Source organism: Kribbella sp. NPDC055071 (genome assembly GCF_053608045.1).
In genome coordinates, this window is sequence record NZ_JBSGUS010000007.1 from 177,917 (window position 1) to 204,441 (window position 26,525).

General features: G+C 68.0%; 23 protein-coding genes. 4 read left to right on the plus strand and 19 right to left on the minus strand.

What is annotated here, in order from left to right:
* The first annotated feature begins 235 nt into the window (after positions 1-235).
* Positions 236-988: an SDR family oxidoreductase gene (locus tag ACWF4Z_RS14375; RefSeq protein ID WP_452243473.1), complete on the plus strand. Its 753-nt coding sequence runs from the start codon at positions 236-238 to the stop codon at positions 986-988.
* A gap of 168 nt (positions 989-1,156) precedes the next feature.
* On the opposite strand, the gene ACWF4Z_RS14380 is transcribed toward ACWF4Z_RS14375, so the two are convergent.
* Both ACWF4Z_RS14380 and ACWF4Z_RS14385 read right to left on the minus strand, forming a co-directional pair.
* Positions 1,157-2,362 carry an acyl-CoA dehydrogenase family protein gene (locus tag ACWF4Z_RS14380; RefSeq protein ID WP_452243474.1) on the minus strand — a complete coding sequence of 402 codons (1,206 nt, stop codon included), beginning with the start codon at positions 2,360-2,362 and terminating at the stop codon, positions 1,157-1,159.
* On the minus strand, positions 2,359-3,663 hold the full coding sequence (locus ACWF4Z_RS14385; protein ID WP_452243475.1) for an acyl-CoA dehydrogenase family protein: 1,305 nt from the start codon (positions 3,661-3,663) through the stop codon (positions 2,359-2,361). Before ACWF4Z_RS14385 ends, ACWF4Z_RS14380 begins: the two co-directional genes overlap by 4 nt.
* 101 nt (positions 3,664-3,764) lie before the next feature.
* Between ACWF4Z_RS14385 and ACWF4Z_RS14390 the strand changes: the two genes are divergently transcribed.
* From ACWF4Z_RS14390 to ACWF4Z_RS14400, 3 genes are read left to right on the plus strand one after another with little or no spacing between them, the layout of a single operon-like run.
* Positions 3,765-4,748 carry a LacI family DNA-binding transcriptional regulator gene (locus ACWF4Z_RS14390; RefSeq protein WP_452243605.1) on the plus strand — a complete coding sequence of 328 codons (984 nt, stop codon included), beginning with the start codon at positions 3,765-3,767 and terminating at the stop codon, positions 4,746-4,748.
* Between the two features lie 57 nt (positions 4,749-4,805).
* Positions 4,806-5,798 carry an alcohol dehydrogenase catalytic domain-containing protein gene (locus tag ACWF4Z_RS14395; protein WP_452243476.1) on the plus strand — a complete coding sequence of 331 codons (993 nt, stop codon included), beginning with the start codon at positions 4,806-4,808 and terminating at the stop codon, positions 5,796-5,798.
* On the plus strand, positions 5,795-6,763 hold the full coding sequence (locus tag ACWF4Z_RS14400; RefSeq protein WP_452243477.1) for a Gfo/Idh/MocA family protein: 969 nt from the start codon (positions 5,795-5,797) through the stop codon (positions 6,761-6,763). The genes ACWF4Z_RS14395 and ACWF4Z_RS14400 overlap by 4 nt, the downstream gene beginning before the upstream one ends.
* 582 nt (positions 6,764-7,345) lie before the next feature.
* On the opposite strand, the gene ACWF4Z_RS14405 is transcribed toward ACWF4Z_RS14400, so the two are convergent.
* The 17 genes from ACWF4Z_RS14405 to ACWF4Z_RS14485 form a co-directional block, all read right to left on the minus strand.
* Positions 7,346-8,581 carry an RNA polymerase sigma factor gene (locus tag ACWF4Z_RS14405; protein WP_452243478.1) on the minus strand — a complete coding sequence of 412 codons (1,236 nt, stop codon included), beginning with the start codon at positions 8,579-8,581 and terminating at the stop codon, positions 7,346-7,348.
* 1 nt (position 8,582) lies between these two features.
* A complete protein-coding gene (locus ACWF4Z_RS14410; protein WP_452243479.1) occupies positions 8,583-9,119 on the minus strand; it encodes a TIGR03668 family PPOX class F420-dependent oxidoreductase in 537 nt (178 codons plus the stop codon).
* On the minus strand, positions 9,004-10,596 hold the full coding sequence (locus tag ACWF4Z_RS14415) for a phytoene desaturase family protein (RefSeq protein ID WP_452243480.1): 1,593 nt from the start codon (positions 10,594-10,596) through the stop codon (positions 9,004-9,006). The genes ACWF4Z_RS14410 and ACWF4Z_RS14415 overlap by 116 nt, the downstream gene beginning before the upstream one ends.
* Before the next feature lie 10 nt (positions 10,597-10,606).
* On the minus strand, positions 10,607-11,434 hold the full coding sequence (locus ACWF4Z_RS14420) for an HpcH/HpaI aldolase/citrate lyase family protein (RefSeq protein WP_452243481.1): 828 nt from the start codon (positions 11,432-11,434) through the stop codon (positions 10,607-10,609).
* 10 nt (positions 11,435-11,444) lie between these two features.
* Positions 11,445-12,632 (minus strand): CaiB/BaiF CoA transferase family protein, encoded by a 1,188-nt coding sequence (locus tag ACWF4Z_RS14425; protein ID WP_452243482.1) that lies wholly within the window; start codon positions 12,630-12,632, stop codon positions 11,445-11,447.
* Positions 12,629-14,617, minus strand: coding sequence for an SUMF1/EgtB/PvdO family nonheme iron enzyme (locus tag ACWF4Z_RS14430; RefSeq protein ID WP_452243483.1), 1,989 nt, complete (start codon positions 14,615-14,617; stop codon positions 12,629-12,631). The genes ACWF4Z_RS14425 and ACWF4Z_RS14430 overlap by 4 nt, the downstream gene beginning before the upstream one ends.
* Positions 14,614-15,537, minus strand: a complete 924-nt coding sequence (locus ACWF4Z_RS14435) for a ribokinase (RefSeq protein ID WP_452243484.1) — start codon at positions 15,535-15,537, stop codon at positions 14,614-14,616. Before ACWF4Z_RS14435 ends, ACWF4Z_RS14430 begins: the two co-directional genes overlap by 4 nt.
* A complete protein-coding gene (locus ACWF4Z_RS14440; RefSeq protein WP_452243485.1) occupies positions 15,527-16,825 on the minus strand; it encodes an ADP-ribosylglycohydrolase family protein in 1,299 nt (432 codons plus the stop codon). The genes ACWF4Z_RS14435 and ACWF4Z_RS14440 overlap by 11 nt, the downstream gene beginning before the upstream one ends.
* Entirely contained in the window at positions 16,822-17,961 is a 1,140-nt protein-coding gene (locus tag ACWF4Z_RS14445) for an ADP-ribosylglycohydrolase family protein (RefSeq protein ID WP_452243486.1), read from the minus strand. The genes ACWF4Z_RS14440 and ACWF4Z_RS14445 overlap by 4 nt, the downstream gene beginning before the upstream one ends.
* Positions 17,958-19,238 (minus strand): ABC transporter substrate-binding protein, encoded by a 1,281-nt coding sequence (locus ACWF4Z_RS14450; protein WP_452243487.1) that lies wholly within the window; start codon positions 19,236-19,238, stop codon positions 17,958-17,960. Before ACWF4Z_RS14450 ends, ACWF4Z_RS14445 begins: the two co-directional genes overlap by 4 nt.
* An 8-nt stretch (positions 19,239-19,246) precedes the next feature.
* Positions 19,247-20,080, minus strand: coding sequence for a carbohydrate ABC transporter permease (locus tag ACWF4Z_RS14455; RefSeq protein ID WP_452243488.1), 834 nt, complete (start codon positions 20,078-20,080; stop codon positions 19,247-19,249).
* On the minus strand, positions 20,077-20,994 hold the full coding sequence (locus ACWF4Z_RS14460) for a carbohydrate ABC transporter permease (protein WP_452243489.1): 918 nt from the start codon (positions 20,992-20,994) through the stop codon (positions 20,077-20,079). Before ACWF4Z_RS14460 ends, ACWF4Z_RS14455 begins: the two co-directional genes overlap by 4 nt.
* Positions 20,991-21,977 carry a LacI family DNA-binding transcriptional regulator gene (locus ACWF4Z_RS14465; RefSeq protein ID WP_452243490.1) on the minus strand — a complete coding sequence of 329 codons (987 nt, stop codon included), beginning with the start codon at positions 21,975-21,977 and terminating at the stop codon, positions 20,991-20,993. The genes ACWF4Z_RS14460 and ACWF4Z_RS14465 overlap by 4 nt, the downstream gene beginning before the upstream one ends.
* Before the next feature lie 160 nt (positions 21,978-22,137).
* Positions 22,138-23,355, minus strand: coding sequence for an MFS transporter (locus ACWF4Z_RS14470; RefSeq protein WP_452243491.1), 1,218 nt, complete (start codon positions 23,353-23,355; stop codon positions 22,138-22,140).
* A gap of 652 nt (positions 23,356-24,007) precedes the next feature.
* The gene (locus ACWF4Z_RS14475) at positions 24,008-24,958 is read right to left on the minus strand and encodes a potassium channel family protein (RefSeq protein WP_452243606.1); all 951 of its coding nucleotides are present in this window, start codon (positions 24,956-24,958) and stop codon (positions 24,008-24,010) included.
* Positions 24,930-26,039 carry a GNAT family N-acetyltransferase gene (locus tag ACWF4Z_RS14480; RefSeq protein WP_452243492.1) on the minus strand — a complete coding sequence of 370 codons (1,110 nt, stop codon included), beginning with the start codon at positions 26,037-26,039 and terminating at the stop codon, positions 24,930-24,932. Before ACWF4Z_RS14480 ends, ACWF4Z_RS14475 begins: the two co-directional genes overlap by 29 nt.
* Positions 26,040-26,135: 96 nt before the next feature.
* Positions 26,136-26,525 carry a hypothetical protein gene (locus tag ACWF4Z_RS14485; RefSeq protein WP_452243493.1) on the minus strand — a complete coding sequence of 130 codons (390 nt, stop codon included), beginning with the start codon at positions 26,523-26,525 and terminating at the stop codon, positions 26,136-26,138.

A 26,525-nucleotide genomic window follows, 5' to 3' on the forward strand; every position in this document is an offset into this window, starting at 1 on the left:
ACGGCCCGCTGGCCGACATCCTGCGGGAAGCACTCACACACGCGGCGCCCGCACTGGAGGCCGTTGCAGCGGTGTAGGTGACCGCCGTTTCAATTCCGCCTCGGCCGGCTGACCACGCGCAGGCCCTCGGCCTCGGTCGCGTCGTCGTACACACGGGTTTCGAGTTACCGCTAGAGGTGGCCTCAGGCGAGATCTATGCTCGGTGCTGACACATCTGTTTCAGTGAAGGTGGAGCATGGACGGCTCATCGTTGAGTGGACGCACCGCACTGGTCACGGGCTCGGTCCGCGGATTGGGGTTCGAGATGGCACGCGGACTGGCCGCCGCCGGGGCGCGAGTCGTCCTGAACGGACGCGACCAAGCTGCAGTGATCGACGCAGCTCGGCGATTGCAGAACGACGGACAAGATGTCTCGTCGGCGGCGTTCGATGTGACAGACCTGGAGCGGGCGCATCAAGTGATCGACAGCTTCGATGGCATCGACATCCTGGTGAACAACGTCGGACATCGAGACCGCCGCGGCGTCGAAGTACTGAAGCCTGCCGACCTGACCCATCTGCTCGACGTGCACGTCACGTCGGCCTACTCGCTGACCCGACATGTCGCCTGTCGATTGGTCGAGGCGGGCAAGCCCGGCCGAATCATCAATGTGTCGTCGGTGATGGCACAGCTCGGCCGGGTCGGCGACATCGCCTACCCCATCGCAAAGGCCGGAGTCGATGGGATGACCAGGGCGCTCGCCGCAGATCTCGGCCGGCACGGCATCACGGTCAACTCGGTGGCACCGGGCACCTTCGCTACCGAGGTCAACGCCGAGCTCGCGGCGGATCCCCACTGGTCACAATGGCTACAAACCCGAACCGCGCTCGGGCGATGGGGTCGCCCTGACGAGATCGCCGGTGTGGTGGTCTTCCTCGCCGGAGACTCGGCATCCTTCATCACCGGACAAACGATCGCAGTCGACGGCGGCATGACCACCACATTCTGATCCGTCAGGAACGATGCTCTGCGTGCCCAGGTCGGCAGTCCGAGCTCGGAGCCACCGGCAACGCTCATTGGGAAGCCCGCCGTCGCCGCGGCAGGCATCTCGGTCACCACGATCCGGGGCTGGTTTTGATGTTCGGCCGAAGTGGCCCAGGTTTCGTTGCCTACAAGGCTATTTCAGCTCCGCCGAGGTCTTCCCGAGCAACCGCCGCGCGACGATCAGTTGCTGGATCTGCTGCGTGCCTTCGAAGATGTCGAGGATCTTGGAGTCTCGGGACCACTTTTCCAGGAGGTGGTGTTCTGAGTAGCCGAGGGAGCTGGTGAGTTCTACGCAGCGGAGGGTGATGTCGTTGGCGGTGCGGCCGGCTTTGGCTTTGGCCATGGAGGCTTGGAGGGAGTTGGGTTGGCCGTTGTCGGCGAGCCAGGCGGCCTGCAGGGTCAGGAGGTAGGCAGCCTCCCAGTCGGCTTCCATCTGGAGGTACGACGCTGCCGCGGCGGGCTGGAGGTGGACGGGACGGTCGTAGTCGACCTCGACACCCGCATCGGCGAGCAAGGATCTTGTCAGCTCGAGTGAGGCGCGAGCGCATCCGACCGCCATCGCGGCGACCAGCGGGCGGGTGTTGTCGAAGGTCTGCATCGCGCCCGCGAAACCCTTGTCCGCGCTGACATCGGCCGAGCCCAGCAGATTCTCGCGCGGCACCCGGCAGTTCTCGAAGCGGAGCGTCGCAGTGTCCGACGCCCGGATCCCGAGCTTGTGTTCGAGCCGCTCGACCGTCAGCCCAGGCGTGTCCTTCATGACCACGAAGGACTTGATCGCGGCCCGCCCGAGCGACTTGTCGACCGTTGCCCACACCACCACGGCGTCGCAGCGGCTGCCGGAGGTGACGAAGATCTTCTCGCCGTTCAGCACATAGGCGTCGCCGTCCAGCCGGGCGGTCGTCTGGATGTTCGCCGAGTCGGATCCACACTCCGGCTCGGTGATCGCCATCGCCGCCCACACCCCGTCGAACCGGCGCAACTGCTCGTCGGACGCGACCGACGCGATCGCCGAGTTGCCGAGCCCTTGACGCGGCATCGACAACAACAGCCCGACATCACCCCAGCACATCTCCATGATCGACAACACCGACGAGAGGTTGGACCCGTTCACAACCCCGTCACCTGAGGCAGTTCGTCGTACGCCGGAAGCGCCCGCGCCGGCGCCGTTGCCCGAGGCACCTAATCCGTCGACCATCGCCGCGAGCATGTCCAGCTCGACCGGATACTCGTGCTCGGCCAGGTCGTAGCGACGCGAATTCGGCCGCAGCATCTCGGCCGCGACCTGATGCGCCTGGTTGACGAAGGCACGGAACTTCCGCGGCGTCTCGAGGTTGATCATACGAGCACCGCCCCTTCCATCACGCCGATCGCCCGCAGGTCTCGATACCACCGTTCGACCGGATGCTCCTTCACGAACCCGTGCCCACCCAGGAGTTGTACGCCGTCAGTCCCGATCTGCATCCCCTTGTCCGTACACAGCCGCCGCGCCAGCGCGACCTCGCGGGCGAACGAAAGCCCTTGCTCAGCCCGCGATCCGGCCCGGTACGTCACCAGCCGCATCCCTTCCAGCTCGATCCCGATGTTCGCCACCATGAACGCGACCGACTGCCGATGACTGATCGGCTCACCAAAAGCCGTCCGCTGATTCACGTACGGCGTGACGTAGTCGAGGACCGCCCGTGCCGTACCGAGCGACAACGCGCACCACCCCAGTCGCGACAACCGCACACACTCCGCGTAGTCCGTCAGCGACCCGAGCGGCACCGCCGGCACATCCGCCAGCACGACCCGGCTGAGCGACGCCGCCCGCAACCCCATCGAGGGCTCGGCCTCGATGGTCACCCCCGGATGATCGGACTCCACCAGGAACAACGCCGGCCCGGATCCCGTCTGCGCCGCGATCACGAACAACTCGGCTTCGGCCCCGCGCGGAACCAACGACTTCACGCCGTTCAACCGCCCGCGCGCCCACCGAGTCTCCAAGACAAAGGGATCGAACAACGCCCGCGGCTCCAGCACAGCCAACGCCGCGGCCGGTACGGACGAACCCGTGAACGCCGGCAGGTACGTCGCCTGCTGCGTCTCATCGCCCCACAACGAGATCGCCGTACTCACCGCCGCCGGCGCCAGACATGCGACCGCCTGACCCATGTCCCCATGCGCCATCGCCTCGGCCACCAGTACGCCAGTCATCGCGGACCGCTCGGTCACGATCCCACCAAGCTCCTCAGGCACCTCGATGAGGCTCAACCCGAACTCGGCGGACGCCGACAGCACCTTCTCCTCCGTCGCGCACGCCGTATCCGCGGCGCCGGCGCCAGGACGCAGCACCTCCGCGGCGAACTCGCGCACGACCTCGACCACCGTCTGCTGATCCTCGGTCGGCGTCAGGTCGAACTGCCCGGTCCCCTGCGCCGCCGGCAACCGCGACGGCTGCGCGAGCTTGACCGCCGCGGTGAAGCTGCGCGACAGGGCTCCCGCCGTACGGAAACCCGTCTTGGTCGCCTCGAACACCACCCGCTCGGTCGGCTTCCGCAGCCGGAACCGGTCGATCACCCGCAGCCTCGCCAGCCGGTTCAGCAGCGCCACCCCGAAGCCGATCACGTCCCTGGAGTCCCGCGTCCGTTCCTGAAGGCTCATGCCGCTACTGTAAACCGAAGTTACAACTCAGGTCACGTCTAGCCCCGGTGATAGCCTGACGACCCCCGTTCGAAGGGCTGGAGTACGCCGTGGCCGTGAGCATGTCCGACGTGGCCCGCCACGCCGGGGTCTCCCAGCGCACGGTCTCGAACGTCGTCAACGGCTACCTCCACGTCGCCCCAGCCACCCGCGCCCGCGTGCAGGCGAGCCTCGACGCCCTCGGCTATCGGCCCAATACAGCTGCTCGGCGCCTCCGGACCGGCCGCACCGGCACGGTCACCCTGGCCGTCCCCACCTTCAGCGAGCGCTACTTCGCCGACCTGGCCGAGGCAGTCATCGCCGCTGCCCAACGCAGGGGTACGACGGTCCTCGTCGAAACCACCGGTGGACACCACGAGGCCGAGCTCGAGCTGCTGCACAGTGGCGGCGAGGTCGTCACCGACGGCGTGATCCTGAGCGCGGTCACCCTCAGCCGCGCCGACGAGCTCCGCGACCGCAAGCATCCCGTGGTCCTGGTCGGCGACCGGGAGCCGGGCAGCGAGATCGACCACGTCGGCATCAAGAACCGTGAGGCGGCCCAGGCCGCGGTCACCCACCTGCTCGACACCGGCCGCCGGCGGATCGCGTTGCTCGGGGCAAACAACGGTCCCAGGCGGTCCTACCAGCTCAGACGGCAGGGATACCAGGCGGCCCTGAAAAAGAAGGGCATCCAGGTCGATCCGCAGCTGCTGATCGACTGCGACTGGACCACATCCGCGGCGGCGCGGGCCGTCACCGAGATCCTGGACCAACCCCTCCCCGACGGCATCTTCGCGATGAACGACTCGGCCGCGCTCGGCGCACTCCGCGCACTGACCCGAGCCGGCCTCGAGGTACCGCGGCAGATCTCGGTCATCGGCTTCGACGACATCGTCGAGGCGAGTCTGTCCACACCGTCCCTGAGCACGGTCGCACCGCTGCTCGACGAGATCGCCACGTCGGCCCTGGACCTTCTCGAGGAACAGTTCGGCGCCGGCGAATCCCACGTCCCGCAGCACCGGATGGCCGGCTACGCACTCCGCCTCCGCGAAAGCACTTCGCGCTGAGCCCGCCGTCCTTTCCCCCTTGTGACCAAGGTTTGCTACGTAGTAAATTCCGCGATCATGACGCGTACCGCCCGAGCACCTGTCTTCGCCGGCGACGGCCGGATCGACTTCGCGGACCACGAATACCCGGACCCAGGTCCAGGCCGGCTCCTCCTGCAGGTCCAGGCCAACGCCCTCTGCGGTAGCGATCGCGGACAGTACTTCGGCGGCTCCAGCGTCGTACCAGGTCATGAAGCCGCCGGCACCGTGATCGCGACCGGCGACGGCACGACGACGGCGATCGGCACCCGCGGAGCCGTGTTCCTGATGGACTTCTGCGGTGAGTGCCGCAGTTGCCGGTACGGCGCCACGAACCAGTGCACGGCCAAACGAGCCGACATGGGATTCACCCACGACGGCGGCTACGGCCCGTTCGAGCTGGTTCACGAGACGAACTTCTTCCCGATCACCGACGACATCGAGATCGGCAACGCGACCATGCTGCTGGACGTGATGGGCACCAGCAGCCACGCCCTCGGCCGCGCCGCGTTGGTCAGGCAGGACATCGAGAGCATCTACATCGCCGGCGCCGGTCCGATCGGGCTCGGGCTGGCGGTGATGAGCAAGCTCCGGTACGACGACGTCCCGGTCTACATCTCCGACCTCTCCCCCTGGCGTCTCGACTACGCCGAATCCTTCGGCGCCATCCCCGTCCGCGCCGACAACCTCACCGCCGCCGGGAACCCGGACATCGCCTTCGATTCAACCGGCAAGGAGACCGCGCGTCGAGCCGCCCTCGACATCCTCAGCCAACGCGGCGCCCTCATCTGCGTCGGCCACGGCGAGAGCATCACCGTCGACGTCTCCCGAGACCTGATCACGCCCGAGCACGCGATCCTCGGCAGCGAGTACTTCCGGTACGACGAAATGCCCGGCAACCTCGCACTTCTCCGGGCCAACCAGGACCTGATCGGCCGGGTCATCAGCCATCGCTTCCCGGTCGCCGAGATCGGCGCAGCCTTCCGGCTGTTCCTCTCCGGCGAGACCGGCAAGGTCGTGATCACGCAATGAGGGTCGCCGTCGTGGGCGCGGGCGGTTGGGGCGAACAACACGCGCGCATCTTCTCCCGCCGCGAAGACACCGACCTCTGCGCGATCGTCGGCCGCACACCCGAGCGGACCCGGTCCCGAGCCAAGAAGTACGGCGCCACGCCGTACACGGATCTCGACGAGATGCTGCAGCGCGAGCACCCCGACCTGGTCACCGTCTGCCTCCCGAACGAGGACCACTTCGACGTCACCCTCAAGCTCCTCCGGACCGGCATCCCACTCCTGGTCGAGAAGCCGCTCGTCTTCGACCTGACCGAGGCGGACACTCTCCTCGAGGCGGCTGGCGATCAGTTCTTCGCCATCAACTTCAAGCATCGGTACGCCGAACCCGTCCAGCGCGCGAAGGCACTCATCGACGCCGGTGAGCTCGGCGAGCCCGTGTTCGCGACCTGGCGTTTCGGCGGCGAGGCCAACCACGGCACGTCGCCGCACGCCAACCTGATCGAGACCCAGTGCCACGGCTTCGACCTGCTCGAACACCTGGTCGGCCCGATCTCGGCCGTCTCCGCGCATATGACCGACAAGACGTACGGCGACTTCAGCACCATCGCCCTCGCTCTCGACTTCGAGAACCGCGCGGTCGGCACCATGCTCGGCAGCTACGACTCGTCGTACGCCTATCCCGACGCGCAACACGTTGAAATCAACGGCACCGAAGGTCGGCTGGTCATCCACGACACGATCGGATCCCTGACTTTCGCCAAGCCCGGCGATCCGGTCGAACACCGCTGGCATTCGGGCTACTTCGACGACGAGTCCCGCACCTTCACGGCCACCTTCGACCGCCACGTCGATGCCATCCTCGAGGCCCTCCGCGCCGGGACCCCACCACCGATCCACGCCCGCGCCGGCCGCCGCGCTCTCCAACTCGCCCACGCAGCCATCAAGTCCCACGAATCAGGCACCCGGCAAACACCACAGACTTAAGAGGGTTATTCAGAAACCCTCAAAAAAGAAAGCAAGAACAGGGAAAGAAAGATAGAGCCGCTGGGCGCGTGGCGGGCTCGGTGCATAGGTGCGGGCGGCCTGTGGCTGGCGTGTCGGGAATGCGACGACCGCGGCGCGTGAGGGATCGGGGCTGTCGAGGACCAGCCGCTGAGTGAGCGGCCCTCCAGGCCATCACAATCGATGGTTCCGGTGCGGCTCAGGCGTGACTCTGCCGCTGGACGGCGATTGTGATGGCCTGCAGCCCCGGGGCCGATGCCTTGCGTGCCCGACGGGTGGTTCGAGTCGTGGATTGTGGCGCGGTGGGGTGTGTCTGGCCGACCACGATCCACGACTCGATGCCCGCACGTACTCTGACCCGCCGACCACCACCGGCCCGCCCAGCCCAGCCAGGCACCCAGCACCCTCTCTGTTTTCTCTTTCCTGCCTTTTTAACGTTCTTGCTCTTGTTCTTTGCTCTGGGTCTTCAGTACTTCTATGTTCGGCTGGCTGATCGACGGATTCGGCTCGTCCGACGAGCATTCACAGCAGCAGCACCCGACCGCCAGGCACCCAGCCACTCTATTAAGTTCCTAGTGCGGCGGCTTTGTTGGTGAGGTAGCGCTGTTCGGGGAGGCTTGTCGTACGGCGGGCCGCGGTCAGGTAGTGCTCGTGGGCCTTGGCCAGGTCGCCGGCTCGCTCGTACAGGTGCGCTCGGACCGCGTCCAGCCGGTGGGTCTCGGTGATGTTCTTGTCGTCGTCGAGGGTGGCCAACAGGTCGAGACCGGCTTGCGGGCCTTCGACCTGCGCGAGCGCGATCGCCCGGTTGAGCGTGATCATCGGGTTCGGCGCGAGCTTCTCCAGCAGCAGGTAGAGCGAGAGGATCTGCGGCCAGTCGGTCTCGTCCGCACTCGGTGCCTCGGCGTGAACGGCCGCGATCGCGGCCTGGAGCTGGTACGGCCCGACGGTCCCCCGCGGGAGCGCGTCAAGAATCAGCGCAGCGCCTTCCTCGATCTGCCCGCGATCCCACAACGACCGGTCCTGCTCGTCGATCGGGATCAAGCCGCCGTCCGCGGTCGTCCGCGCCGTACGACGGGAATCGGTCAGCAGCATCAACGCCAGCAGGCCGGCGACCTCACCGTCGTCCGGCAGGGCGGAGCGCAGCATCCGGCCCAGCCGGATCGCCTCCGCGGTCAGCTCGACCCGCTGCAGCTCCGCACCCGAGCTCGCGGTGTACCCCTCGTTGAAGATGAGGTAGAGCACCTGCAGAACCACGCGCAGACGGTCGGCGCGCTCCTCCTCCGGCGGCATCACGAACCGGCTGCCGGCCGCCTTGATGCTCTTCTTCGCGCGGCTGATCCGCGGCGCCATCGTTGCCTCCGGCACCATGAAGGCGGCCGCGATCTCGGCCGTCGACAAACCCCCGACCGCCCGGAGCGTCAACGCGACCTGCGACGCGGGCGTGACCGCCGGATGGCAACACAGGAACAGCAAAGTCAACGTGTCGTCATCCTCGGCGGGTCCGTCGACATCGGCGCCCGGGGCAAGCAACTCCTCCGGCCCGGCCATCGCCGCGACCGTGTCCTCACGCCGCCGCCGCGCACTCTCACTCCGGAACTGATCGGTCAGCCGCCGCGTCGCGACCGTGATCAACCACCCGCGCGGATTCGCCGGTACGCCGTCAACCGGCCACTGCGTCGCAGCCGCCAGCAAACCCTCCTGTACGGCGTCCTCACACAAGTCGAACTGCCCGTACCGCCGAGCCAGAAACCCGAGCACCTGCGGCGCCAATTCCCGTAGCAAACCCTCGACACTCGCCAACTCAGCTCTCCTCCCCGCTGTACGCCCACCCCGACCAACCATCAGCCCGGATCGCAATCACCGGCCCGAGCGGCGGGTCAGCGACGTACTGCGGATACTTCGCCACCAGCAACTCCACCGCCGCCCTATCGTCCTCCAACACCCGGGCCACCCCGTCCACCCGCACCCACCACAACTGCGCCCAATCGTCGTCGTACTCGTCGACAAGCACCGCCACCCGAGGATTCCCGGCAATATTCCGCAACCGCTTCAGATCGACCGTCGACTTCGGCTTCTGATCGATCCCGACGAACAACTCATCCCCACCCACCGCAAAAGTCACGGGCACCACATGAGGCCGCAGATCACCCCCGACGGTGGCCAACCGCCCCACCCGGGCAGCCCCCACTCGCTCCCGACACCGAGCCTCATCCAGTCGCACGTCAGCGTTGGAGTTGGCGGAGGGCTGCGGTGGGGAAGGTTCGGGTGAGGGGGCCGAGCAGGGAGGCGTCGCGGAGGGCGGTGCGGGCGGCCAGGTGGCCGGGGGCGCCGTGGACACCGCCGCCGGGGTGGATGGCGGAGCTGCCCAGGTAGAGGCCGGTGATGAAGGTTCGGGGGCTGCCCAGGCCGATGGTTGGGCGGAAGACCAGTTGCTGGTGGAGTTGCATGGTGCCGCCGCCCACGGCGCCGAAGCCGAGGGCGGCGTTGCTGGACTCCAGGGCGGAGGGGCGCTGGAGGTCGCGGGACAGGATCAGGTCGGTGAAGCCGGGGGCGAAGCGCTCGATCGCGCGTTCCATCCGGCCGGCCAGCTTCTCGGCCGACTCGTCGTCGGAGATGCCGCGGGGCAGATGCGAGTACGCCCAGACTGCCTCGGTCCCGGCCGGTGAGCGGGTCGGGTCCGACTTGGTCGTCTGGCCGATCAGCAGGAAGGGCTGCGCAGGCAGCCGCCCGGTGTCGAGGTCGGCGGACAGGTGCACGAGCTCGTCGGCCGTCCCGCCGAGGTGGACGACACCCGCCGACCGCGCCTCGCCGGACTTCCACGGGATCGGACCGCTCAGCCGGAAGTTCAGTTTGACCGTCGGGTAGTCCCACTCGAACCGCTCGTCCAGGTCTCGTCGCAACCCGGCCGGAATCGTTGCGTCCGGCAACAACTCGCGGTAGAGCATCGGCGCGGAGGTGTCCGCGATGACAGCTCGGCTGACCGCGACTGTCTCACCGGATGCCGCGCGTACGCCGGCAACTCGCCCACCGGAGACGTCGATCCGGGCAACCGGCGTACTGGAGACGAGCAGGGCGCCCGCGCGTTCGGCGCGACGGACCATCGCGCCCGACAGCGAGGACGAACCGCCGGCCGCGACCGGGAAGCCGACGTCCTGAGCCAGCATCGCGAGCAACCAGCCCATCGTGCCGCTGACGCTGCCGGACATCGAGGAGTCGGCGTGCATCGCGTTCCCGGCCAGCACGGCCGGACCGCGCGGGCCGGCGAACAGCTCCTGGCCCATCCGGTGCATCGGCATCGCCATGAACCGCGCGAACCGCAGCAACTCCCCCGCCGACCCCAGTCTGCGGGCCAGCTTCAGGCCGGGCCCGACCGGCGGCCACGAGGTGAGCAAAGACTGCAGCAGCGGCTCGCGCAGCGTCACATACTGCTGATACAAGCGCAGCCAAGCGTCACCATCGCCCGGGTCGTCGACGCCGACCGACTTCGCGGTGTCCTCCGGATCCGGATGCACGGCTACCGAGGCGCCCGAGTCGTCCAGCAGGTGCACGAGCGGTAACGGCGCGTGCGCCCACTTGAGCCCGAACCTGTCCAGCTCCAGCGCCCGCAGCACCGGCGACGCGACGCCCAGTGGATAGTTCGAACTGAAACGATCGCTGATCCAGCCGTCGTCCTCGGTTGACCGGACCGCGCCACCGAAGGCGTCGGCGGCCTCCAGCACCAGCACGTCCCAGCCCGCGTCGGCCAGGGCGATCGCGCTCACCAGCCCGTTCGGCCCCGACCCGATCACCACGGCATCAACACTGCGCGGGAGCATACTCATGAGCCTAGCTCTGCCTCGACTCGATCTCTCGCATCAGGGTGCTGACCTCGCGGGCGCGCCCCACCATGGCGGGATCGACCATCCGGCCGTCCGGCAGCACGATCACGCCGCCGGCGGACACACCGGCCTTCTCGACGGCCGCGAGCAACGCCTCGGCCTCGGCCACCTGAACGGCGGACGGCGTGAAGCACTCCACGATCGTGGCCAGCTGCCGCGGGTGGATCGCCGTACGCCCGACGAAGCCGAGCGCGCGTCCCTCCAGGCTCGTCTGCCGCAGGCCGTCGTCATCGTTCACCCGGGCGAACACCGACATCATCGGCGCACCCAGACCGGCCGCGCGTGACGCCGATACCAGCCGTCCCCGTGCCCACGCCAACCCCTGCGAACTGTCGACGCCCAACGCGCTGGACAGATCCGCCTCACCCAACGCGATCGCCACCACCCGCGGATCCGCCGAGGCGATCTCGAATGCCCGCTCCAACCCCAGCGGCGACTCGATCAGCGCGGTGATCCTCGCCGACGGCACTTGTTCGAGCACGGTCCGGACGTCGGCCGCACTCTCCACCTTCGGCAGCCGGATCCGCACCGACGGTACGGCGGCGATCGCGGCCAGGTCGTCCTCGATCCACGGCGTCCCCGGCGCGTTCACCCGCACTTCCACCGAGCCCTTGGCGTTGGCGGCGATCCACGCGATCGCCCACCCACGCGCGTCCGCCTTGTCATCGGCCGGTACGGCGTCCTCGAGGTCGAACACGACCAGATCGGGGCCTGCGGCAACAGCCTTGGCGAACCGGTCCGGCCGGTTCGCCGGAACATACAATGCCGTCAGCAACTGATCCCCCTCACACGATGCCGGCTGCGCGCAACGCAGCGAGCTGCTCGGCCGTGACGCCGATGTCCGCGAGCACCTCGTCGGTGTTCGCGCCATGCGGTCCACCGGCCCACCGGATCGACCCCGGCGATTCGGACAGCCGGAACAACACGTTCTGCATCGCGACGGGCCCGCCGAGCTCTTCGTCGTCCACGGCAACGATCGTGCCGAGAGCGGCGTACTGCGGATCGGTCATGATGCCGCGGATGTCGTGCACCGGACCGACCGCGGCCTCGGCCTTCTCGAACTCGGCCATCACCTCGTCCAACGGCCGCTCGGCGATCCAGGAACCCACGGCATCGTCCAACTCGTCCGCGTGCAGAGCTCGCTCGCGTCCGGTCGCGAACCACGGCTGCGCCACCAGATCCGCGCGACCCACCAGCGTCACGACCCGCTCGGCAATGCTCTGCGAACTCGTCGACACCGCGACCCACCGACCGTCCGCGGTCTGGTAGACGTTGCGCGGAGCGTTGTTCGACGAGCGATTCCCGAGTCGCGGCTGTACGTACCCGGTCTGCTGGTACGCCGTGATCCCGCCACCGAGCATCATCAGGATCGGCTCGATGATCGCCATGTCGATCACCTGCCCGGCCCCGGACCGATCGCGTTCGCGCAGTGCAACAAGGACGGCGTACGCCGTCGCGAGCGCGGTGATCCCGTCCGCGAGTCCGAACGGCGGCAGCGTCGGCGGACCGTCCGGCTCACCGGTCACGGCCGCGAACCCACTCATTGCCTCGGCCAACGACCCGAACCCCGGCCGGCTGGACCACGGCCCGACCTGGCCGAAGGCCGTGACGCGCGCGATCACCAACCGCGGGTTGGCCGCCAGCAACACCTCCGGCCCAAGACCCCAACGCTCCAACGTCCCCGGCCGGAAGTTCTCCACCAGAACATCGTTGCTCCGGACAAGCTCCAGGAAGACGTCCCGCCCACGCGACAGATCCAGCGTCGCCAGCCGCTTGTTCCGGCCGAGTGTCTTGAACCACAGCCCCACGCCGTCCTTGGCAGCGCCGTGCGTACGCGCGGCATCCGGCCGGGACGGGTGTTCGATCTTCGTGACATCGGCCCCGAAGTCACCGAGGAACGTCGCCGCCAGCGGTCCCGCGAACAGCGTCGCCGCCTCGAGCACCTTCACACCGTCGAGAGGAGCAGGCCTCATCCCGCACACCGGAAACCGATGGTCTCCGAACGGTCGAGGCCCCCGCCGGTCAGCACCAACTTGAAGCTCACGTCCGGTTCCTGCGGCCCGCCGTCGGCGTACCAATCGGAGCCCTCGGCAACATACTGCGAACCGCCCTTGAGGATGCAGAACCGGCTGCGCCCGTCGCGATACTCGCTCTCGGTCAGGTTCCACACCAAGGGTTCACCACGGACGAACTCCGGCGACGCCGCGGCGACCTGCCACTCGTCCTCGGTCGGCAACCGTCCACCCCGCCAGGCCGCGTACGCCCGCGCGTCCGGGAGGTCGACGTACGTCACCGGCTGATCTTCGGTCCCGGCGACCGGAGCACCGTCGGTCCAATGCTTGAGGAACCGGTTCGAGATCCGCGGCCGATACCCGGTCGCGGCCAGGAACTCGGCGTACTGCGCGTTCGTGACCTCGGTGATCGCGACCGAGATACCGGCCAGCGAGACCTCCCGGTCGACAGTCCGCAGGTCGTGCAAACGCGGCGGCAACGGCTTCCACTCGTCCACGTACGGCGCTTGGTCGTACAGACCGGTCTCGCGACGCCGGTGCCGCACCTTCAGCACCCGCTCCCCCGCCGGCACGACGACCACCGCACCGATCTCCGCGTCACCGGCAACCGCCGGCGGCTGCACCAGCTGGGCGGGTCGCATCGGGAACGCGGAGTCCTTGACGTGTGGTCGCGGCATCGTCCCCAGCCGACGAGCGGTCGTCCGGCACGACGAGCCCGCGGTGGCGCCGACCCGAAGGATCCCGGCGACGCCTCGCCCGGGCACAACCAGGTGAACGCCGTCGTCGTCGGCGGTGATCGGCACCCCGGACGTCACGTCGTACCAATCGCCGACCTGGTCCTCCGACCTGAGCACAATGCCGTCGAAGTCTTCGTCGTCGCGGTTGATCAACGTCCACAAGGTGATGTCGGCCAGGTCGAACCGCGACCCGTAGACACCGTGCTCGCGGGCCTTGTCCGGAACCTCGGGGGTCAGCTGGATCCAGTCGCCGTTGATCAGCACCGGCGCGAATGCGCGTTGCGCGGCAACCATCCGGCGCAGGGTCGCCCGGTCGCGCGCGTTCCAACCGACCCACGCGGAGAAGACCGACTCCCAGACGAGCATGCCGACGCCGTTGACCCAGGCGGACTGCAACTCGTCGCTGTGATCACGGTTCCATCGACGGGTGTGATGCATCATGTGCCGACGCTCGAACAGGTGCGCACGCAGGACACCCGGAGCCTGAGTATCGGCGAACCACTGGGCCCAGGACAGCGCGTGATCGCCGATCCTTGCCATCGGCAACCGTGACTCGCCCTCCAGCGCGATGGCCGGATTCGCCGTGCGTAGCGCGCGGGTGAAGGCCGGATCGCCTTCCTTCAACGTGTCCAGGAAGACGCCGTCGACGTCGTACTCGGTCACCAGCGCGGCGAACTCGTCGGCGTCGGAGCGCGCGGCCCGGCGAGTGCCGACGTCCCACGGGTTGTAGTCGAAGAACACCTTCAGACCAAGGCGATGCAGGTCATCGATCAGTGCCCGCAGCCCCGGCGCGTCCCGGTAGAAGTCGAACTGGTTGCGCGAGTCGATCCCGATCACCGGATACGCGTGCCACAACACGACCGCGTCGTACCCGCCGAAGTCGTCGAGACCGCGCTGGACGAACTTGTCCGGCGTGAACTTCCCCGTTGTCACGTCGTACAGCTGGTCGTCCCAGAGCCAGACGAGCGCCACCGAGTACGCCGTCTGGGTCCATTCGCGCTCCGGGACCGCGTAGTGCGATCCGTCGTAGACGGTCCGTTCGGAGGCGCCGACAAACCATTCCGCCAGCTTGGCGCGCCACCGCGGCAGGTCGGCCGGGTCCTCCGGAGCGCCGAGGATCTTGGCGTCGTCCAGGAAGGACAGGTCGGCCCGGAGCCCGAGATCCACCCGGGCGGGGAGATCGATGGGCCGCGGCTCGAGCGGATTCACAGGTACACCTCCGCGTAGCGCGCGTCGATCGCATCCCCGTGAGGCACGGAGGCGATGGCCCCCGCGGCCTGAACACTCAATGACGCAGCCACCGTAGCGCGTCGAACGGCATTCGTCAGGTCAGTTCCGGAGAACGCGCCAGCATGTGATCCGGTAGCTGACACGGCAGCCAAAGTTGCCGCCAGCACCCCGCAAAACGTGTCTCCGGCGGCCGTCGTGTCAACAACCTCGACCGGTACGCCGGGCACCGCGATCTCGTCCTCACCGCGGGCCAGAATCACCGCTCCGGCCGCGCCCAGCGTGACCACGGCGGCCGGCACCTTCTTCAGCAGCGCGGACCGGTCCGAACCGGCGATCGCCTCCGCCTCTGTCTCGTTCACCACGAGCAGATCGACCTCGGCGAGCAGATCGTCCGACAGCTCGGCAGCCGGGGCGGCGTTGAGGATGAAGTAGGAGCTCGCCGCGGCGGCCTGTCCGACGGTTACGAACGGGATCTCCAGCTGGGCGAGCACAACCTTCGCTCGACCGACGGCGGCCGCGGCCTCCGAGGACAGGGTCAGCTCGCCGTTGGCGCCTGGAGCGACGACGATCGAGTTCTCACCACTCTCCTCGACCGTGATGATCGCCGTACCGGTCGGGGCCTGGCTGGACGAGACCAGCGAGAGGTCCACTCCGGCGCCGCCCAGCGCGTCGCGCAGCAGCGCACCACCGTCGTCAGCGCCGAGTGAAGCCACCATCGCCGTCCGTGCACCGGCCCGCGCCGAGGCGGCGGCCTGGTTCGCGCCCTTACCCCCGGGTCCGCGGGTCATGACTCCCGCGAGAACCGTTTCGCCTGGGCGCGGAATGTGCTGGACCGGCAACACCAGGTCGACGTTCGCGCTCCCGACAACAACTACGTCGGGGACTACTTCAGGCTCCACGCCGGGCTACCTCCACGGTCCTTCGTGCCAGCTCGGTGATCGCGATCTGGTCCATCCCCGGGAGACTTGTGGTCACCCGGTTGTCCAGTGGTGTGGACCACTCTGCCGGAACGCCGCGGACCGCGCCAAACACCGCACCGACAGTCGCGCCGACCGAGTCCGTGTCCCACCCACCCATCACCGCGCGTCCGATCGCGGCGCCGAAGTCCGGGGCGGTCAACGCGTAAGCCGTGAGCGCGGTGTTGTTCACTGCATGTACCCAGTGCAGGTCGCCGTATTCCGCGTGCAGGGCATCGAGCGCGTCATCCAGCGTCAGATCCTCGAGCGCCAGTCCGAACCGGACCGCCCGCGCGATCGCCCCGTCCGCGTCCACTACGTCGAGTCCAGCCACGACCACATCGCGTGGCGAATCCAGCACCAGGGCGGCAGCCGACATCGCCGCGACCCAGAGCGCGCCGTCGACGCCCGCGCCGGTGTGACTCAGCCGGGCATCGACGAGGGCGAGCCGGGCGGCGGCGGTCCGGTCACCGGGATGGGTCCAGCCGTAGGCGTCGGTCCGGATCTGCGCGCCGATCCATTCGCGGAACGGATTCGCCACCAGGGCAGCCTTCGCTGGCTCGACACCGTCGAGAAGGTTGCGGTAGGCAACACGTTCGGCGGTGAAGACCCGACCGGCCGGAAGGTCGTTCAGCCAGGCCGCGGCGACGTCCTCGGTGGTCAGCTCCGACCCGTGGTCTGTCAGCATCCGCAGCGCGAGGATGGCGAAGTTGAGGTCGTCGTCCTCGGGCATCCCGTCGATGACCTCGCGCAGGCTGGTCGGTTTCGACCGCCGGTTCCACGGCCACCGCTGCTGTACGTCATCGGGTACGCCGACAGCGGTGATGTACTGCGTCAGCGGCCACTGACCGGACGTCTCGAGGATCTCCCTGATGCCCTCGCGCGGGATCTTCTCCACCGGCTTGCCGAGCAGGTTCCCGGCGGCCCGCCCGAGCCAGGCGTTGAGCGTCCGCCGCTCCAGGTCCGCAGGCTCGCCCAGTGTCGGCAGCTCCGGAATCTCCGGCTCGCGCCAGGCCGAGGTCCGCGCGTCCAACTCGTCCAGCAGCTCACGGGCCAGGGCCCGCAGCTTGGGGGTCGCCGGCTCGTCGGTCGCGCCCGAGGCCGGGGCATCCGTCGTGCCGCCGCCCGTCAGCCAGCGTGCCTGCACATCGGTGACGTCGACGCCCTCGGAGCGCGATTGGACCAGTTGGTGCGGCAGCAGGTCCTCCGGCTGCACCCAGGTCAGTCTCATCTCGTCAAATTCTCCAGTACTTCGGTCCGCCGGGCCCATCGACGCGCGTCGGCGTCGCGGAGCTCGAGGGCGACCGAGACCATCACCCGGCCCGGCGCCTCGAGGTCGGTCTTGCTCGCCGCGGCAATCTCGGCCGCCCAGTCTGCTGGTACGCCGCTCAGCCCCGACAGCGCGCCCGTGATCGCGCCGGCCATCGACGCGATCGAGTCGGCGTCGCGCCCGTAGTTGGTGCCGCCGAGGACTGCTCGGCGTACGTCGCCTTCCGAGACGAGCACGAATCCGAGCGCGACCGGCAGCTCCTCGATCGCCTTCGTCCGGCTCGGCCGGCGGGCGTCCAACGACTGGTCGCGATAGTCCGGTCCGACCGTGTCGAAGGGCTCGATCGCCTTACGCAGCAGGGGAATCGCCTGCTCCCAGTCGGTCACGCCGTTCGCCGCTTCGGCCACCGCCTCGACGGCCCTCCGAGTGCCGTCCTTGGCCAGGCCCACCGCCGCCTCCACTGCTGAGGCTGCGGTCGCGCCGGGTGTCATCGCGGCGGCGACGGCGGCCGCGAACACCCCGGCCGCCTCCCGCCCGTAGCTCGACTGATGCGCTCCCGCCAGCTCGATCGCCTCGGCGTACGCGCCCTCCGGGTCACCCGCGTTGGCGATGCCGACCGGCGCCACGTACATGGCCGCGCCGCAGTTGACGATGTTGCCGACACCGGCCTCGCGTGGGTCGACATGCCCGTAGTGAAGCCGGGCGACCAGCCACTTCTCGGCCAGGAACACCCGCTGGAGGAGGAGCGCGTCCGCCTCCAGCTCGGGCACCCAGCGCGGGCCGTTGATCATCTTCGGGACCAGTACGTCGGCGATCGAGTAGGCGTCGAGGTGGGTGCGGAGTTCGTCGTACACCTCGACCAGGGCGTGCGTCATCAACGTGTCGTCGGTGATGTGCCCATCGCCCTTGTGGTACGGCGCAATCGGCCGGGCGGTACGCCAATCGTCGTACCACGGACCGACGATGCCGGTCACCCAGCCGCCGTGCCGTTCCCGGATCGCCGCCGGGGTCCAGCCCTCGACGGCTCCACCGATCGCGTCACCGACCGCGGAACCGACGAGGGCACCTACCGACTTGCTTTCCAGCTGGGACTTCACTGGTTGACCTGACCCCATCCATCGCTCAGTTTCTTGCCGAGTGCGGCCAGATCGGTCTTGTTCGCCAGGTACTCCTGCAGCGCCGGCGTCGCGATCTGGTCCTTCCACTTCGGGTAGTTCTCCACGCTCTGGAACGGCGCCTTGGTCAGGTCGTTGCCGGTCGCAAGCGTCTGCTGCCAGCCGTTCTTGCCGCCGGTCGCCTTGAGGATCGCGTCCCGGGCGGCCTGCGTGGTCGGGATCAGCCAGTCGCCCTGGCCGACCGCCGCCAGGTTCTCGGCCTTCATGAAGTAGTCGATGAACTTCGCCGACTGCTCGATGTGCTTGCCCTCGGCCGGCACCGACAGGGTCTGTGGGTTCGCGGCCTGCTTGGTGCTGGTGCCCTTCAGCGGCGGCAGCACCTCCCACTGGAAGGTCTTCGGCGCCTCTTCGAGGATCTGCTGCGCGACATAGTTGCCAGCGACAATCATTGCGTACTTGCCGGCGTAGAACCCGGGCAGTACGTCGGACGCGCTCTGGGTCAGCGAGGTCGGGTCGATCGACTTGTCGTCGTACGCCATCGCGTGGATCCGCTTCGGCACCTCGAGCTCCGGGTCGCCGATCGTCGCCGTGGCATCCTTGCCGCTACCGTCGAAGAACTTCCCGTCGAAGTTCATGCCCAGGTTCAGCACGGTCGCGGTCGGGCTCTTCAAGCCCCAGCCGAGTCCGTACTTGCCGGCCGCAGTCAGCTTCTTGGCATCGGCGGCGAGGTCGTCCCAGGTCAGCGAATCACCGGTCGCGGTGATGCCGGCCTGCTTGAGCAGCGTGGAGTTCGCGAGGACGACGTACGACTGCATCAGGGTCGGAGCGGCGTACACCTTGCCGTCAGTGGAGACCGTGTCCCAGACGCCCTGCGAGACGGCGTCCTTGGTCGACTGGCTCAGGTACGGCGAGAGGTCCGCCAGGTAGCCCTGGTTGATGAAACCGGTGATGTCGGCGGACTCGTCGTGGATGATGTCCGGCGCGGTCCCACCCTGGAACTGGGTGACGAGCTGGTCGTGTACCGAGTCCCAGCTGCCCTGGACGTACTCGACCTGGATGTTCGGGTTGGCGGCGTTCCAGTCCGCGACGATCTTCTTGGTCGCGTCGACAGTCGTCTTCTGGAAGGCGAGACTCTGGAACTTCAGCGTCACCTTCTCGCTCGAGTCACCCGACCCTGAACTGTCGTTGCTGTTGCCACCGCACGCGGCGAGCGTCACCAGAGCGCTCGCCGCGAGCAACGCGGTCATGACCTTCTTCATTACCTCTCCTAACCTTTCACTGCGCCACTCAGCAGTCCCGATGTCAATCGGCGCTGGAGGAACGCGAAGAACACGAGACTGGGGACGGTCGCCAGCACCGAAGCGGCGGCGAGTGGGCCGAATTGGACCTGGCCCTCGGCGCCGACGAAGCGGGCGAGCACCAACGGAAGCGTTTTGAGTTGTGGATCCTGCAGGAGGACCAGGGCGAAGAAGAACTCGTTCCAGGACGAGATGAAGGTGAACATCGCCGTCGCGATCAGCCCCGGCCGCAGCAACGGCAGCACGATGGAGACGATCGTCCGCACTCGGCTCGCGCCGTCGACCGACGCGGCCTCTTCCAGCTCGCGCGGCACGGCGGCGACGTACCCCTGCAGCATCCAGAGCGCGAACGGCAGCGACCAGACCATGTAGACGATCACCACGCCGGCGATCGTGTTGGTCAGGTGCAGCGGCCGCAGGATCATGAACAGCGGGATCACGATCAGGATCACCGGGAACACCTGGCTGACCAGGATCCAGCCGTTCGTGAGCGGCCGGAGCCGGCTGCGGAACCGGGCCAGCGCATACGACACCGGCAGCGACACGATCAGCACCAGGATCGTGGTGAGGACCGAGATCTGCAGACTGTTGCCGAGTCCCCGGATCAGGCCTTGCTCGCTCAGGGCGTCGCTGTAGTTGGAGAAGTCGAGGTTCTTCGGCAGCAGCGTCGGCGTGATGGTCGCGAACTCCTGCGGCGACTTCAGCGAGCTGGAGATCAACCAGAGCAGGGGAAACCCGAGGAAGACCAGGTAGCAGAGCACCGCGACGTACTGCAGGGCCCGGGTCGTCGGTCGCGTCCTCATGCTTCGCTCCGCAAGCGGTTCCGCAGGTAGAAGGCCAGGAACGCGATGATGATCACGACCATCACGTCACCCATCGCGGCGGCCATACCGAAGTTCCCGTACCGGAACGCCTCGTTGTAGGCGAACAGCATCGGCAGCATCGTCTTGCCGCCCGGACCGCCCGCGGTCAGGACGTAGACCAGGCCGAACGAGTTGAAGTTCCAGATCATGTCCAGGCTGGTGATCGCGACGATCACGGTCCGCAGCTGCGGCAGCGTGATGTTCCAGAACTGGCTCCACGCGCCTGCTCCGTCGACCGCGGCCGCTTCGTACAACGTGCGGTCGATGCCTTGCAGTCCGGCCAGCAGAGTCACGGTCGTCATCGGCATGCCGACCCAGATACCGACCACGATCACGGCCGGCAACGCCGTACTGAAGTTGCCGAGGAAGTTGATCGGGTGGTCGGTGAGGTGCAGGTTCTGCAGGATCTCGTTGACCGGGCCGTTGGTCGGATGCAGCAGCAGTCGCCACATGATCGCGACGACGACCGGGGGCATCGCCCACGGGATCAACGCGATCGTGCGGGCGACGCCGCGGAACCTGATGTTTGTGTTGAGCAACAACGCCAGCCCGAGCGCCGCAACGAATTGGAGGATCGTGACCGACAGCGTCCAGACCACGCCGATCCGGAACGAGTCCCAGAACAGGCCGTTGTGCAGAAGCTTGGAGAAGTTGCCGAAGCCAATGAAGTTGGTGTCGACGTTGAGCCCCGCGCGGGCGTCGGTGAAGCCGAGCGCGATCCCGCGGATCAGCGGGTAGACGCTCAGTAGCAGGACCGGAAGCAGCGCGGGCAGGAACAGGAAGATCGCTTCCCGGTTCTGTCGTGGCCTGCCGGCCTTCCGCACCGGCGCCGGTGCCGTCATCGTCGCCGTCACGTCGATCTCCGCACACTCAACGACGGTTGTACGACGATCCGCCGCGGCGTCCGGGTGTTGTCCTCGATCCTTGCCAACAGCAACTCGGCGGCCCGTCGTCCCCGCTCGGCAGACCCCAGGTTCACACTCGTCAGGGGCGGAAAACATTGTTCGGCCAACTCGCTGTCGTCCATCCCCACCACGGCGACATCGCCCGGTACGTCGAGACCGTACCCGGCGAGCTCGTGCATCACGCCGACGGCGAGCAGATCGTTGGCGCAGAGCACCGCGCCCGGACGATTCTTCGCGAACAGCTTCTTCCCCGCGGCCCGCCCGGCGGCGAACGTGAAGTCGGCGGCCTCGATCTCGCCGGCCGACCGCAGCTTGAACTGCTTCATCGCGTCGGCGAATCCCTTCGCACGTGCCGTCCCGGGAACCGTGTCCGCGGGTCCGTTCACGAACGCGATCTCCTTGCGGCCTTGGGCAATCAAGTGCTCGATCGCCAGCAGAATGCCTTTGGGCGAATTGGCCCGGACGGTGTCGACCCCGGCCTTGGCCGGGACGTTTCCGGCGACGACCACCGGGACCTCGCACTCGCGGATCGACTTGATCAGATCGTCGTCGACCCGGATCGGGCTGATCACCAGACCGTCGGCGTACCCGCGAGCCATCCCCCGGACCAGCGCGACCTCGTCCACCACGTCAGGTCCGGTCGTGGTCACCACGAGCCGATAGCCGGCCGCGGACACGACCTCCTCGACGGCGCGCATCATCGTCACGTACACCGGGTTGCCGACGTCGGCGACCGCGAGCGTCAGCTGGAACGTCCGGCCGACCTTCAGCGAGCGGGCTCGTGCGTCCGGGACGTACCCGAGCTCCTCGACCGCGCGCTGCACCCGCTCGACCATCTCCTCGGTCGCGGGCAGCCCGTTCAGGACGCGGGACACCGACGCCACCGAGACCCCGGCCGACCGAGCCACCCCAGCGATCGTCGGACGACTCACGCCGACCTCCTGTAATCGTTCTTGTAATCGTTTACAGCGCCGAGACTAGGGCGCCCCGCCAGTCCGAGTCAAGGCTTTGCGCACGCGCGCGAGACCAGCGGTCGAAACCTCCCGCTCCCCTACCGTCTGAAGTGATGATCCATCCGAGGAGAGGGGCTGCTCATGCGTCGCGCTTGGGAGTACTGATCACCTGAGCGGCGGTGACCCGAGGAGTGGTTGCCGCCGCGATCACCGCTCCGACTGCACCGGCTACAGCGACCGTGTGCGCGACACCGATCCGATCCGCGAGCAGACCGGCGAGAAGGACGCCGAGACCCTGCGCGGTGAGTACGCCGGAGTTCAGCAAACCCATCACCTGGGCCCGGTGCTCGGCGGGCGTCTCCCGGCCGAACGTCGCACCAACCTGCACCTGGTACGCCGTGAACACGCCACTCAGCACCAGGATCACCAGCACGAGAACCACACCAGGCTTGACGAAACAAAGCATGAGGACGGCGCCGGCCCCGACCGCGAGCGGTCCTGTCCACCGGGGTCGGTGCGCGGGATCGACGTACCTGGTGAAGAGCCAGGCGCCAAGGACCAGTCCGGCCGCGGGTGCACCCATCAAGAGGCCGATGGTCACGGGCGGAGCGTGCAGCTCGGCGACCCAGGCGGCGGCGAGTCCTTCAGGGCCGATGTAGAGACCGGCCAGCATGCCGAGGATGTACAGCGCCGGTAGTCCCGGGATCGATCGGATCACCTGCGCTCCATCGGCCATGGACGACCAGAAGCTCCGTCGTACCCCACCTGCTGGTGCCGGGCGTCGTCGTACCGTGATGCGCAGGATCAGGGCCGAGCACAGGAACGTGGCGGCGTCGACGAGCAGCGCGACGCGTGGGTTCAGCAAGGCGACGGCCAGACCGCCGGCCGCGAAGCCGAGCAGTTGTGCGGTCTGGATCGTCATGCTCCGGATCGCGAGCGCACTCACGTACGCCTCGCCGGTCAGCATCTCCGGAAGCAGCGCCAGCCGCGCGGCGCGGAACGGACCTCCGACCAACGCGACCCCGGCCATCGCCGCACACACGACGGCCAACGGCATTCCGGGGACGGCCATCAGGACGACGAGTGCGACGCAGATGAGGTCGCAGCCGATCATCACCTCGCGCCGCGGCAGCCGATCGGCCAGACCGGACAGCAAGGCGGATCCGATGAACGCAGGGGTGTAGCTGAGCCCAAGCGTCAGCGCGGCCAATGCCGCCGACCCGGTCCGGTCGAACACAAGCACCGAGAGCGCAACCCGGGCAAGCTGATCCCCAACCTGCGACAGCGCCTCCCCCAACCACACCCCACGAAACTCCGGCACACCCAGCGCAGCCCGAAACCCACCCCCCTCACCCATACCCCGGATAGTCGTGCCCCCGCCCCACCCCCCTCAACCCTTACCGCCAGAACGCAAACCTCGCCTCACCCTCTCCAGGCAAGGAAAAGGCCTCAAAAATAGAGAAACATCGATACTTGTGAGGGATCTGGCCAAGACGCTCACCGCTGCGCGGCCGCAGACCTGTTGCCGCCTTCGGCGGGCGCGCGGATGGTGGGGCCGCCGCCCATCTGGTGTGCGCCAGAGGGCGTGGTTGGATCAGGCCTTGCGGAGGGACTGTGGTTCGGTCGGGGCCGTCCGCGGGGAGCCCGCCGAATCAGCCCGACCGCCCCGAACAGGCCCCATTTCAGGGGCCGACCCCTCAAATCCGGGGTTGCACACTCATATTCACGGTCCGCAACCCCCTACTTCGGGGGCCGGCCCCCGAAATCGGCCAGCTCACCCCGGCCCGGGTCGAGTAGCCGGACCGCAGCCGGCGGCGGGCGGGGCGCAAACCACCCCACCGGCGGATCCACCGCCCGCGCCCCCGCCGCAGGCGGCAACCAGGACAGCCGCCGCGCAGGCGGCAACCAAGACAGCCGCCGCGCAGCGGTGACCGTCTTGCCCGCACATCCCTGACAAGAACCTATTGTTCTTGTCTTTCTGTTGGTTCTTTGAGGGTTCTGAATCCCTCTTATTCGTCCTGCTCCTCAGCACCTGGGCGCTCGGCCCAAGGGGTTTCTTTGGCGGGGCGTACGACGATGAGCTTGTCGCCGGCGGCGAGTACCGAGACGTTCGAGTCGTAGTAGCGGTAGACCGTGCCATCGCGCACGACGGACACGACGCGGTCCGGCACCGCGGACGGGGGCTTGCCCACCTCACGTCCGAGGACGGGGCGTTCGGCTACCTCGAGGCCTTCGCCGTACGTCAGCAGGTCCTCCATGACCTCACCGAGGTTCGGACTGACCGCGGACAGGCCGAGCAACCGCCCGACCGCCTCGGACGACGTGACCACAGCATCCGCGCCGCTCTGCCGCAGCAGCGGGACGTTGTCCTCTTCACGGACCGCCACGACCACGTGCGCGTTCGGGTTGAGCTGCCGCACCGCCAGCGTGACGAGCACCGCAGAATCGTCGCGGTCGGTTGTCACGATTACATCGCGCGCGGACGTCACCTCGGCCCGGCGCAGTACGGTCCGGTTCGTCGCGTCGCCGTGGAAGGCGGCGATCTGGTCGTTGCCCGCGTCACCGATCGCCTGTGCCCGCGGGTCGATCACCACGATGTCGTCGCGCTTGACCCCGTTGCTGATCAGCGTCTGGACGGCGGAGCGGCCCTTGGTGCCGTAGCCGACGACCACGGTGTGGTCCTTCATCCGCTTCCTCCATCGTGTGTCGCGCATGATCCGGCGGCCCTCGTTGGCCAGGACTTCCAGTGTCGTACCGACCAGGACCACCAGGAACGCGATGCGCAGCGGTGTGACGATGAAGGCGTTCACCAGCCGGGCAGCGGGCGTCACCGGCGTGATGTCGCCGTACCCGGTCGTGGTGAGCGTGACAGTCGCGTAGTAGATGCTGTCGATCAGGCCGACGCGGCCGTCGTAGCTGTCCCGGTAGCCGTCACGGTCGACCACCACGATCAGCACCATCACGGTCAACAGCCCCAACGCCACCAGAATGCGGCTGAAGAGCTGAAAGAGCGGCGAGCGTGTGCTCGCGGGCAGGTTGACCAGCAGACCGTGCGGATTGCGACCGATGGGTGGGGGTGGCACGCGTCAGACGATATTGCACGTGCGCCCGATCCACCGCATTAGACAGGCTCTCGTCGGACAAGGCGACGGTCACCATCAGGTTGTCGCCGTCCCGGATGACCCTGGATCGCATCCGCAGACGCTCCAGAGTGCGCAACATCGCGTGGTTCTCCGGCTGGACCATGCAGACGACCCGGTCCGCCCCGAGCGCGCGGGCTTCGCCGACAAGCTGGCGCAGCATCCGCAGCCCCAGACCCTGCCCTTGCCAGCCGTCCTCCACGAGGACGGCGACCTCCATGGTCGTAGTCCCCAGCTCCTCCCACGGCGCGGCCGTCGCCATCCCGATCACTGCGTCGTCCAGGGACGCGACGATCGACACGCCACCCGCGGGCGCGGACAGGTGTCGCGCCGTACGGGCGGTCAGCTTCGGCATCGGCACGTGGTACCGCCGGGTGCGGCTCTCGTACGAGCACCTGTCGTGCATCGCGACCACGGCGTCCGCGTCCTCGACGGTCGCCTTCCGCAGCTCGGGTACGCCGCTGCCCGGCCGCGGACCCTCGACCACCTCGGCCTGACCGGCGATCCGGCTCGCGATCTCGACCAGTGCTTCGGCACGAGCCCACTCCGCCGGCGTGTACTCGTCGAAGCCCTGCAGGTTGCCAAGCTCCTCGTCGACCGACATCGGGTCGTCGAGCAACCGCAGTACGGCGCGGAGGTAGCGGGTCGGCCCGTCACTCAGTACGGCGGCCTGGCACGGGCGGACCGTCGTACGGGCGCAGCCGGCCTCGGCCACCAGCGCGGTCAGGTCGTCCGCGGTCCAGCCGACGCCGGTCGAGACCACCAGCTCGTCTACCGCACCGGTCTCGGCGGTGAAGACCTCCAGGCTGAGGATGTTGATGTCGTCCGCACCACACCGTGCAGCGAGTTCGGCCAGCGCACCGGGCCGGTCGGCGAGTTCGGTCCTGATCTTCCAGAGCATGCGGACGCCCTCCCTCGTGGAATCGTCCTTCCACTCTGCGTCCCGCCTGTTGCCCAGCCGGGTCGCGAATGTTACGCCCGCGTCAAGCTTCCGGAGCTAGCGACGGCGAATCTTGGGGAGGTGAGCGCCGATCTTGGGTTTCCGGGCGACCAGGATGGCCGCGGACTCGCGCTTGTCCAGGTCGGCGTGGCGGAGAAGCTCCGGGTACGACGAGGACGGCACCGACGGGTAGGTGGTCACGATCGCGTCGCCGGAGAAGACGAAGAAGATCGCCTGGCCTTCCTTGATGACCTTGAGCAACGAACCGTCGCGGACCGTCAGGGCGTGCTCGAGCGCCTTCTTCCGCGCCGAACGCTTGGCCAGGGCAGCTTGCATCGCCTGCTGAGCCGGCTCACGCCCGTGCCGGATCGCCTCGACCGCCAGCGGCCCGTAGCGCACGCCGTACTTCACCAGGTTCTTCGCCAGTTGGCCCCGTCCACCCGCCAT